The 10,318-nt window shown below is 65.3% G+C and carries 12 protein-coding genes and 1 tRNA gene; all 13 read left to right on the forward strand.

The genetic code is table 11. From position 1 onward, the window contains the following. Window positions 1-137: 137 nt before the first annotated feature. On the forward strand, window positions 138-1,082 hold the full coding sequence (gene fabD, locus QMZ25_RS17195) for an ACP S-malonyltransferase (protein ID WP_053519097.1): 945 nt from the start codon (window positions 138-140) through the stop codon (window positions 1,080-1,082). Window positions 1,083-1,164: 82 nt separating this feature from the next. Next, window positions 1,165-1,908 (forward strand): 3-oxoacyl-ACP reductase FabG, encoded by a 744-nt coding sequence (fabG, locus tag QMZ25_RS17200; protein ID WP_053519099.1) that lies wholly within the window; start codon window positions 1,165-1,167, stop codon window positions 1,906-1,908. Window positions 1,909-2,060: 152 nt separating this feature from the next. Further along, window positions 2,061-2,300, forward strand: coding sequence for an acyl carrier protein (gene acpP, locus QMZ25_RS17205; protein WP_053519101.1), 240 nt, complete (start codon window positions 2,061-2,063; stop codon window positions 2,298-2,300). Window positions 2,301-2,442: 142 nt separating this feature from the next. Continuing rightward, the gene (gene fabF / locus QMZ25_RS17210) at window positions 2,443-3,705 is read left to right on the forward strand and encodes a beta-ketoacyl-ACP synthase II (protein ID WP_053519103.1); all 1,263 of its coding nucleotides are present in this window, start codon (window positions 2,443-2,445) and stop codon (window positions 3,703-3,705) included. A 101-nt stretch (window positions 3,706-3,806) separates the two neighbouring features. Then, entirely contained in the window at window positions 3,807-5,171 is a 1,365-nt protein-coding gene (locus tag QMZ25_RS17215) for an aminodeoxychorismate synthase component I (RefSeq protein WP_283220016.1), read from the forward strand. A 155-nt stretch (window positions 5,172-5,326) separates the two neighbouring features. Next, window positions 5,327-6,388, forward strand: a complete 1,062-nt coding sequence (mltG, locus tag QMZ25_RS17220) for an endolytic transglycosylase MltG (protein WP_065175958.1) — start codon at window positions 5,327-5,329, stop codon at window positions 6,386-6,388. Then, a complete protein-coding gene (tmk, locus tag QMZ25_RS17225; RefSeq protein ID WP_065182455.1) occupies window positions 6,385-7,050 on the forward strand; it encodes a dTMP kinase in 666 nt (221 codons plus the stop codon). Before mltG ends, tmk begins: the two co-directional genes overlap by 4 nt. Next, window positions 7,047-8,003: a DNA polymerase III subunit delta' gene (locus tag QMZ25_RS17230; protein ID WP_164152178.1), complete on the forward strand. Its 957-nt coding sequence runs from the start codon at window positions 7,047-7,049 to the stop codon at window positions 8,001-8,003. The genes tmk and QMZ25_RS17230 overlap by 4 nt, the downstream gene beginning before the upstream one ends. Next, window positions 8,000-8,353, forward strand: coding sequence for a PilZ domain-containing protein (locus QMZ25_RS17235; RefSeq protein WP_053520428.1), 354 nt, complete (start codon window positions 8,000-8,002; stop codon window positions 8,351-8,353). Before QMZ25_RS17230 ends, QMZ25_RS17235 begins: the two co-directional genes overlap by 4 nt. A gap of 113 nt (window positions 8,354-8,466) precedes the next feature. After that, window positions 8,467-8,541 (forward strand) — tRNA-Val (locus QMZ25_RS17240). A 139-nt stretch (window positions 8,542-8,680) separates the two neighbouring features. Next, window positions 8,681-9,169, forward strand: a complete 489-nt coding sequence (locus QMZ25_RS17245; protein ID WP_283220017.1) for an ImmA/IrrE family metallo-endopeptidase — start codon at window positions 8,681-8,683, stop codon at window positions 9,167-9,169. A 10-nt stretch (window positions 9,170-9,179) separates the two neighbouring features. After that, window positions 9,180-9,695, forward strand: coding sequence for a hypothetical protein (locus QMZ25_RS17250; protein ID WP_283220018.1), 516 nt, complete (start codon window positions 9,180-9,182; stop codon window positions 9,693-9,695). A 239-nt stretch (window positions 9,696-9,934) separates the two neighbouring features. After that, the coding region (locus QMZ25_RS17255) for a hypothetical protein (protein ID WP_283220019.1) at window positions 9,935-10,318 on the forward strand (384 nt) is incomplete at its 3' end.

Genomic DNA, 10,318 nt, shown 5'->3' on the forward strand with positions numbered 1-10,318 from the left:
GCTTGGCGGTGCCGCAACCGTTCGCCGGCCCGGCATTGCTGGCGCGCTCCATACGCCCTGCATACGCGCACGTACAGACGACACGGCGGATTCACCCTTATCATGGCCCGCTTCGATTGCAACAAGCGGATGACCGCGTGACCGTATCCACCCTCGCTTTTGTCTTCCCCGGCCAGGGCTCGCAGTCTGTGGGCATGGTGGCCGAGCTGGCCGAGCTGCACCCGCAGGTGCGTGAGGCCTTCACCGAGGCATCCGATGGTGCCGGCGTCGACCTGTGGGCGCTGTCCCAGGGTGGCCCGGAGGAAATGCTCAACCGTACCGAATACACGCAGCCGGCCCTGCTGGCGGCGAGCATCGGCGTTTGGCGCGCCTGGAACGCCGTGGGTGGTCCGCGCCCGTCGGTGCTGGCCGGCCACAGCCTGGGCGAGTACACGGCGCTGGTCGCCGCTGGCGCGCTGAGCCTGCATGACGGTGCGCACCTGGTGCGCCTGCGCGGCCAGCTGATGCAGGACGCGGCTCCGGCCGGCGTGGGCGCCATGGCCGCCGTGCTCGGCGCCGAAGACCAGCTGGTGCTGGACGTCTGCGCCGAAGCAGCGGGCAGCCAGGTGGTGGTACCGGCCAACTTCAACTCGCCCGGCCAGATCGTGATCGGTGGCGATGCGGCAGCAGTCGACCGCGCGCTGGCGTTGCTGGCCGAAAAGGGCGTGCGCAAGGCAGTGAAGCTGGCCGTCAGCGTGCCCTCGCATACCCCGTTGATGCGCGAGGCCGCCAACCGTCTGGCCGAAGTGATGGCCGGGCTGTCCTGGCAGGCTCCGCAGCTGCCGGTGGTACAGAACGTCGATGCCCAGGTGCACGACGGCGTGGATGCCATCCGCACCGCGCTGGTCCAGCAGCTGTACCAGCCGGTGCAGTGGACCGGTTGCGTGCAGGCCCTGGCCGCCCGTGGCATCACCCAGGTTGCCGAATGTGGCCCGGGCAAGGTGCTGACCGGCCTGGTCAAGCGCATCGACAAGGCCATCGACGGCCGTTCGCTGGCCACCCCGGGCGACTTTGAAAGCGCCCGCGAGGCATGGTCGGCCTGATCGCCCCTGTTCCTGTCGACCCTGCCAGTGGCCGCTGCACGCGGCGCGGGTGGGGCGGCTGCCCCCGTCTGAGGAAACCATCATGAGCAAGCCCCTGCAGGGTGAAATCGCACTGGTCACCGGCGCCAGCCGTGGCATCGGTGCCGCCATTGCCGATCTGCTGGCCGCCCAGGGCGCCACCGTCATCGGCACCGCCACCACCGAGTCCGGCGCTGCTGCGATCGGCGAGCGCCTGGCGGCCCACGGTGGTCATGGCCGCGCGCTGAACGTCACCGATGCCGCCGCACTGGACAGCGTGCTGGATGGCATCGCCAAGGAATTCGGCCCGATCTCGATCCTGGTCAACAACGCCGGCATCACCCGCGACAATCTGCTGATGCGCATGAAGGACGATGACTGGGCCTCGATCATCGACACCAACCTGACCAGCGTGTTCCGCACCAGCAAGGCGGTCATGCGCGGCATGATGAAGGCACGCAAGGGCCGCATCATCAACATCGCCTCGGTGGTGGGCGTGACCGGCAATGCCGGCCAGGCCAACTACGCGGCCGCCAAGGCCGGCATCATCGGCTTCAGCAAGTCGCTGGCCAAGGAGATCGGCTCGCGTGGCGTCACCGTCAACGTGGTCGCGCCGGGCTTCATCGACACCGACATGACCAAGGCACTGCCGGAAGAAGCGCGCACCGCGCTGATCAACGACATCGCCCTCGAACGCCTGGGTTCGCCGGAAGACATCGCCCATGCGGTGGCCTTCCTGGCCAGCCCGGCTGCCGGCTACATCACCGGCGAAACCCTCCATGTGAACGGCGGCATGTACATGCCGTAAGCAAGGGGCGCACGGATTGCGCCGCAAGTGGTTGATCTGCGTGGATTTTTGCTGCAATGCAAGGGCGCGCCGGTTTCCACTACACTATCCCACGGCCATCGCCCTTGATGGCGACCACTTTTGAACCACAACTCCATCTGGAGCGAGATCCCATGAGCACCATCGAAGAACGCGTCAAGAAAATCGTCGTCGAACAGCTTGGCGTCAAGGAAGAAGAAGTCACCACCAGCGCATCGTTCGTCGATGACCTGGGCGCTGACTCGCTGGACACCGTCGAGCTGGTGATGGCGCTGGAAGAAGAATTCGAGTGCGAAATCCCGGACGAAGAAGCCGAGAAGATCAGCACCGTGCAGGCCGCCATCGACTACATCAAGGCCCACGTCAAGGCCTGATGTCAGACGGCAGTGCGCGTGCGGGCATCCGCCCGGCGCGCACCGCACCCCATGGGGCCGCTGTTGCGGCCCCGTGTGTTTGCGCATCACACCGAAGCAAACCGCGTTGCCCGAAAGCATCTTCGGGTCAGGAGAATCAGCAATGAAGCGTCGCGTCGTCGTAACCGGCCTGGGTATCGTCTCGCCGTTGGGCAATGATCTGGCCAGCAGCTGGGAAGGCATCACCCATGGTCGTTCGGGCATCGGTCCGCTGACCAACGTCGCCGATTCCTACCTGGAACGGTTCACCACCAAGATTGCAGGTGAGGTCAAGGGCTTCGACATCACCGCCGACAATGCACTGTTCGGCAAGTATCGGGTCAGCGGCAAGGATGCCAAGAAGATGGACCCGTTCATCCATTACGGCCTCGGTGCCTCGTTCATGGCCCTGCATGATTCGGGCCTGGAGATCACCGACGCCAATGCCGAGCGCATCGGCGCCATCGTCGGCGCCGGCATCGGCGGCCTGCTCGGCATCGAAGAGCAGACCATCGAATTCCACGAGGGCAAGAAGATCTCGCCCTTCTACGTGCCCAAGACCATCATCAACATGCTGCCGGGCCAGCTGAGCATCATCACCGGCCTGAAGGGCCCGTCGTTCTCGGCGGTTTCGGCCTGCGCCACCTCGAACCACTCGATCGGCACCGCCATGCGCATGATCCAGTACGGCGATGCGGACGTGATGGTGGTGGGCGGCGCCGAGCGCGGCTCCTCGCCGACCGCCGTGGGCGGCTTCTGCGCGATGAAGGCCATGTCCACCCGCAACGACGCACCGGAACAGGCTTCGCGCCCCTGGGACAAGGACCGCGACGGCTTCGTGCTGGGCGACGGTGCCGGCATCCTGATCCTGGAAGAGTACGAGCACGCCAAGGCCCGTGGCGCGAAGATCTATTGCGAGCTGGCCGGCTTCGGCGCCAGCTCCGACGCGTACCACATGACCGCGCCGAGCGAGAACGGCGAAGGCGCTGCCCGCTGCATGACCATGGCGTTGAAGGACGCTGGCCTGAATCCGGAACAGGTGGGTTACCTCAACGCACATGGCACCTCCACGCCGCTGGGCGACCTGGGCGAAACCATGGCGATGAAGACGGCCTTCGGCGACCACGCCTACAAGATGATGGTCAGCTCCACCAAGTCGATGACCGGCCACCTGCTCGGCGCGGCCGGCGGTGTGGAGGCGATCTTCTCGGTGATGGCGCTGCAGGACAACGTCATCCCGCCGACCATCAACCTGCAGGAGCCGGGCGAAGGCTGTGACCTGGACTACGTCCCCAATGAAGCGCGCCAGGCCAAGGTCGACGTGGTGATGTCCAATGGCTTCGGCTTCGGCGGCACCAACGGCACGCTGATCTTCAAGCGCGTCTGACCGGGTTGTCGCGTCGGGCCATGCTCGACCGGACGTGCTCCACGCACGAGGAAGCCGCCGCAAGGCGGCTTCCGTGTATCTGAATTCCCCTGCAGGCCACCATGACCCACGCCCCGCTGATCCACCCGCTGCCGCATCCGATCGATCTGCTGGCCCTGCAGCAGCAGGCGCCGGAACGTTTCCCGCTGCTGATGGAGTCCACCGCTTCCGGCACCGCGCAGGGGCGCTGGAGCCTGCTGTTGGCCGCACAGGGCGACATGCTGCGCCTGGATGCCGATGGTTGCGTGCGCGACCAGCAGGATACGGTGCAGCCCGGCAGTTTCCTGCAGGCGCTGGACCGCGCCTGGCAGCAGGCACGGCTGCCGCACGATGGCAGTCACAGCCTGCCGTTCCGCGGCGGCTGGGCCTTGATGCTCGACTACGAAGTGGCCAGCCAGATCGAGCCGGTGCTGCCGGCGCGTGCGCGCGATGATGGCCGGCCGACGGCACTGGCGCTGCGCTGCCCGGCGGCCGTGCTGCACGATCACCAGAACCACGCCAGCTTCGTCATCGCCGAAGCGGGCGAGCAGGCGCTGCTGGACTCGCTGGTGGCGCTGGCCGCGCAGGCGCTGCCGGAGGCGGGGCAGGGCTGGCAGCCGCCGCAGTCGGTCGGCGAAGACGCGCCGCAGCGCTTCACCGACGGCGTGCGCCGGGTGATCGACTACCTGCGCGCCGGCGATGTGTTCCAGGTGAACCTGTCGCGGCGCTGGAGCGCGCAGTTCGCCACGCCGGTCAGCCCGCAGGCCCTGTACGCACAGCTGCGCCGCGCCAACCCCGCACCGTTTGCCGGCCTGTTCAGTGCGTTTGGGCGGCACGTGGTCAGCTCCTCGCCGGAGCGGCTGGTATCGGTGCATGCCGGCCACGCGCAGACCCGGCCGATCGCGGGCACGCGCCCGCGTTTCGAGGGTGACGATGATGCCGCGCGCATCCAGGAGCTGGTCGGGCACCCGAAGGAGCGCGCCGAGCACGTGATGCTGATCGACCTGGAGCGCAACGATCTGGGCCGCATCTGCCTGCCCGGCACCGTGGTGGTTGATGAACTGATGACGGTGGAGAGCTACGCCCATGTGCACCACATCGTCAGCAACGTCAGCGGCCATCTGCGCCCGGAGGTCACCCCCGGCGAAGTGATCGCCGCAACGTTCCCCGGCGGCACCATCACCGGCTGCCCGAAGGTGCGCTGCATGCAGATCATCAGCGAGCTGGAGCAGGTGCCGCGCGGTGCCTATACCGGGGCGTTCGGCTGGCTGAACCGCGATGGCGACCTGGACCTGAACATCCTGATCCGTACCGCCGAGGTGGACGGCTACGAGGTCAGTTTCCGCACCGGTGCCGGCATCGTGGTCGATTCGGACCCGGACAAGGAGCTGGACGAGACCCGCGCCAAAGCGCGTGGCCTGCTGCGCGCCCTGGGCCAGCAAGGGTAGGCGATCGACCCCCGGCGGGCATGGCCCGGCGCTACCGATGCATCACCGCCGGGCCATGCCCGGCGAGCGAAGCGGGGTTGAGCGCCTCATCCGGCCATGACCCCACACCACCGGCACGGTATCCTGCACGACGGAATCGAGTTCTGAGGTAATCCATGGCGGGAGCCAAGCGCGGGTGTCTGTTCGTGGTAACGCTGCTGGTGGTGCTGGTCGCGGTCGTGGCCGGCGCGGGCGCGTGGTTCTTCTACAAGCAGACCCAGTTCGCCGATGCCCGGATCTCCCCCTCCGCAGAGACCGTGGTGATCGCCAGCGGCGATGGCCTGAACACCGTGCTGCGCAAGCTGCGCGAGGCGGGCGTGGACGAAGGCCAGGACGCACAGTGGCAGCTGCTGGCACGCCAGCTCGACGCCGCCGGCAAGCTGAAGGTGGGTGAGTACGCGCTGGACAGCCAGCTGACCCCGCGCGAGCTGCTGCTGCGCATGCGCGCCGGCAAGGTCCTGCAGCACCGCGTCACCATCATCGAAGGCTGGAACATCCGCCAGCTGCGCGCGGCGCTGAAGCGTGCCGATCCACTGCTGCACACCACCGATGATCTTGATGATGCGGCACTGATGCAGCGCCTGGGCTTCGGCGGCCAGCATCCGGAAGGCCGGTTCCTGCCGGAGACCTACATCTACCAGCGCGGTGACAGCGACGTGGATGTGCTCAAGCGTGCGCATGCGGCAATGGAAAAGGCGCTGGACGAGGCCTGGCAGAGCCGTGCACCGGACCTGCCGATCAACACGCCGTACGAGCTGCTGACGCTGGCATCGATCATCGAGAAGGAAACCGCGCTGGCCAGCGAGCGCCCGCAGATTGCCGGCGTGTTCATGCGCCGCCTGCAGATCGGCATGCGCCTGCAGACCGATCCCACCGTGATCTATGGCATCGGCGCGGCCTATGACGGCAACATCCGCCGCCGCGACCTGACCACCGATACGCCTTACAACACCTATACCCGTGCGGGCCTGACCCCGACCCCCATCGCCATGCCCAGCCGCGACGCCCTGATGGCCGCGGCACAGCCGGCAGCGGGGGATGCACTGTATTTCGTCGCCGTTGGCGATGGCAGTGGCGCGCACGTGTTCTCGTCCAGCCTGGACCAGCACAACGCTGCGGTAGCGCGCTACCTGCAGCAGCTGCGCCAGCAACGCACCCAGGAGACCCCGGCGCAATGAGTCCCGCGCTGCTACGCCACCCACGTTTCGTCAGCCTGGAAGGCGGCGAAGGCGCCGGCAAGACCACTGCGATCAATGCCATCCGCGCGTGCCTGCGCCAGCATGGCCATGAGGTCGTGCTGACGCGTGAACCGGGCGGCACGCCGCTGGCCGAGCGCATCCGCAGCCTGATACTGAAGCCCGATGCCGAGATCGCCGCCGAGCCGCTCAGTGCCGAGGCCGAACTGCTGCTGGTGTTCGCCGCCCGCGCGCAGCACGTGCGGGAGGTGATCCAGCCGGCCCTGCAGCGCGGTGCCTACGTGCTGAGTGATCGCTTCACCGATTCCAGCTACGCCTATCAGGGAGGGGGCCGTGGCCTGGACCCGCAGTGGATTGCCGAGCTGGAGCGCCGTGCCGTTGGCCTGTTGCCGGGCCTGACCCTGCTGCTGGATGTGGACGTGGCGGTCGGTCGTGCGCGCGCCAATGGCCGCGACCTGTGGCCGGACCGCATCGAGAGCGAGCAGGACGATTTCTTCCAGCGCGTGCGTGAAGTGTTCCGCAGCCGCGCCCAGCAGGACCCACAGCGCTTCGCCGTGATCGACGCGGGCCAGGTGCAGGAACGCGTGGCCGCCGACGTGATCGCGCAGGTCGAGCGCTGGCTGCAGGAAGGAAAGGGCGCATGAGCACGTTCTCGCCCTGGCAGCAGCGCGCATTCGATCAGACCGTGGCCGCGCTCGACGCGGGCCGGCTGGGGCATGGCCTGTTGATCTGCGGCCCGGCCGGGCTGGGCAAGCGCGAGGTTGCGCTGGCGCTGGCCGACCACGTGCTGGCGCAGGGCGATGCCGCGCACGCCGCGCGCACCCGCCACCTGATCGCTGCCGGTACCCACCCGGACCTGCAGCTGGTGAGCTTCATTCCGAACAAGAGCGGCGACAAGCTGCGTACCGAGATCGTCATCGAGCAGGTGCGCGAGATCACCGACAAACTGGCATTGACCCCGCAGTACGGTGTGGCCCAGGTGGTGATCGTCGATCCGGCCGATGCGATCAACCGCTCTGCGGCCAATGCACTGCTCAAGACGCTGGAAGAGCCGCAGCCCGGCCGCTACCTGTGGCTGATCAGCAGCGACCCGGCACGCCTGCCGCAGACCATCCGCAGCCGGTGCCAGCGCCTGGAGTTCAAGCTGCCGCCGCACGAGGAAGCGCTGGCCTGGTTGCAGCAGCAGGGCCACAGCGACGCCTCCGCACGCGAAGCGCTGGACGCCGCGCGCGGCCATCCCGGCCAGGCCGACAACTGGCTGCGCGAGGACGGGCTGAGCCTGCGCCGTGAGGTGGCCCGCGACCTGGAGCAGCTGGCCACCGGCAGGACCGGCGCGGTGGAGCTGGCGCAGAAATGGTGCGGTGATGACAACGCGGCGCTGCGCCTGCGCTTCGCCGCCGACCTGGCGCTGGCCCAGGCCAGCACGGACGCCTTGACCGCGCCGGAGCGATTGCACAAGCTGGCAGCCTGGTTCGACGCTGCCAACCGCACCCGCGACCTGCTGCGCACCACGGTGCGTGCAGACCTTGCGGTGGTCGAGTTGCTGCTGGCCTGGAACAAGGTGAACGAGCGGCCTGCCGCAAGGGGAAATCGATGAGTGCCAGCAACGCCCGCCAGGGCATCCTGTCCCTGGCCGTGAAGGACAAAGCCGCGCTGTACAGCGCGTACATGCCGTTCGTGAAGAACGGCGGCATCTTCGTGCCCACGCCCAAGCGCTACTTCCTCGGCGACGAGGTGTTCCTGCTGCTGACCCTGCCCGATTCCAGCGAGCGCCTGCCGGTGGCCGGCAAGGTGATCTGGGTGACCCCGGCAGGGGCACAGGGCAACCGTACCGCGGGCATCGGCGTGCAGCTGGCCGACGGCGCCGAAGGCGAGGGCGTGCGGCACAAGATCGAGACCCAGCTGGCCGGCCTGACCAGCTCGGACAAGCCCACCCACACGATGTGAGGCAGCGCCGGGCCACGCCCGGCGGCACGCCTCGAAAACACCCGTGAAGACGAATGTGAAAACTGTTGACGGCCTCTGAAAAGTTCCTATAATGAGCGGCTCAGCAACACACCGGGCGGTTAGCTCAGCGGTAGAGCATTGCCTTCACACGGCAAGGGTCACAGGTTCGATCCCTGTACCGCCCACCATTTAAAATCAGTGTGTTGAAGAAAGAACCGGCTGTTGCCGGTTTTTTCGTAACTGCTCGGTAACAGCAGATTCCTTCTTGCACTTGTGACTGCATACAGCTGTGATAGTGTCCGGCTAAGCAACTTTGGGGAGCTGTCAATGATGGAGCGTCAGCTTGCTGAAAGTGTGATCCAGCACTTCTGGTCTGGCCGTCCAGTTCCAGTTGATCCATCTGAGATCGCTGGCAAAGCGGGGATCGAAGTCAAAGGGCTATCGCCTTTTCAGCCAAATTATGATCCTTCGATTAGCGGTGCCTACACCAACGAAGGTGGGCATCCGGTCATTTATTACAATCTGAGTGATCCGCCGAACCGTCAGCGGTTCACGGTGGCGCATGAGCTTGGGCATCATTTTCTTCAGCATGGTCCCCGTTTTCGGGACACTTCTGCGACGCTCGCTGGCGGTAGTTACGATCCCGTTGAGGTATCGGCGAACCGCTTTGCCGCAGAGCTGCTGATGCCTGCATATACGATGAGAGTGATGATCGTTGATCAGGGTGTCACCTCTGTAGAGACTCTTGCCTCCGCAATGCAGGTGTCTGAGCAGGCGATGATATATAGGCTGAAAAATCTAGGTTACATCAGATAAGGAGTAGCACTTGTCTCAGCCGGACGATGGAGCGTCAGCGGATGCGGCAGCGAGTGGGATGCGTCTGCCGAACGATCCTGAAATGACCTTAACGGCGAAAGTACTGGCGGGCCCGAGACCCAATGACCAGTTGGTTTCCGCTAGGGACCAGCGTTTTCAGCTGTGGTTTTTCTACCTACTGTTGACTACCTTCAGCATTGCCTATTTCGGCCTGTTCTTCTGCATCGTGGCGCGCGCTTCATTCCACGCATTGGACTGGTCGTTCAGCACGTCTCCTAAGGACGCTGCCGAGCAATTAGGTGCGTTGGGCGTGGCCCTTTCTAAGTTCCCACCCACGACCAGCGCCATCATGGGCGCCGTGATAGCGTCCTTCGTTGCTATACCGCTTTCCCTATGTGTAGCTATTGGTAAGCTCGTAAAGCAAGAGAAGGAAGCTCCCCCCACCGACAGCAGCTCTTTTACCAGTGCCTTTTTCGAGCTCGGAAAGGCAATGGCCACTGGCTGGAATGCAGTTAAAGGCAAGTAGCCGACGCGCTTCCCGAGTCGCGCTTAATCTGGAGCCGTATAGAGGCGGATGGCGGGCATAGAGCCTCACCATACGGATGGACCCTGTGCTGCTATATGCCTGTGCTCATTCGGTGGAGTCATCCTCCAGCGCGCGACTGATGCACCGCCTACCGGTTGACCGTCTCCATGTCACTGGTCAGGCTGTCATCGTAGTCTCGCGCTAGTGAAGCTCGTCTTCGGCAACCAGGAGCCCTAGGGTTGAAAATTTACTCTGCTGATCTGGTAAGTCGACTCGCTAGGGGCGAGCCTATTGCGGTCGCTATAGATACGAGTCTTGTGATTAGGCAACGGTTCCAGTTCGATCGCGGGCTTCTCTCAGTCCTGGGTCAGTTTGCTGCCACCAACATCCAAATCCTGATCGTGGATGTCGTTCTCCGCGAGATACGGTCGCATCATTTGGACGCCGTCGAGGGGGCAGCTCTCCAACTGAGAAGGGCGGTGAAGTCTTCGCAAGACCTCGGACTTCTAGATAAAGCGAGTAGTGATGCTCTCGACTCTGTTGAGGGTATGGATCTCACTGACTTCAGTTCTTCAATGGAAGAGGATTACCTGCAGTCAATTGGGGCTGAAATTCTCGAATCT

It is taken from the genome of Stenotrophomonas sp. RS-48 (genome assembly GCF_030053245.1).
Classification (GTDB): Bacteria; Pseudomonadota; Gammaproteobacteria; order Xanthomonadales; family Xanthomonadaceae; genus Stenotrophomonas; species Stenotrophomonas maltophilia_P.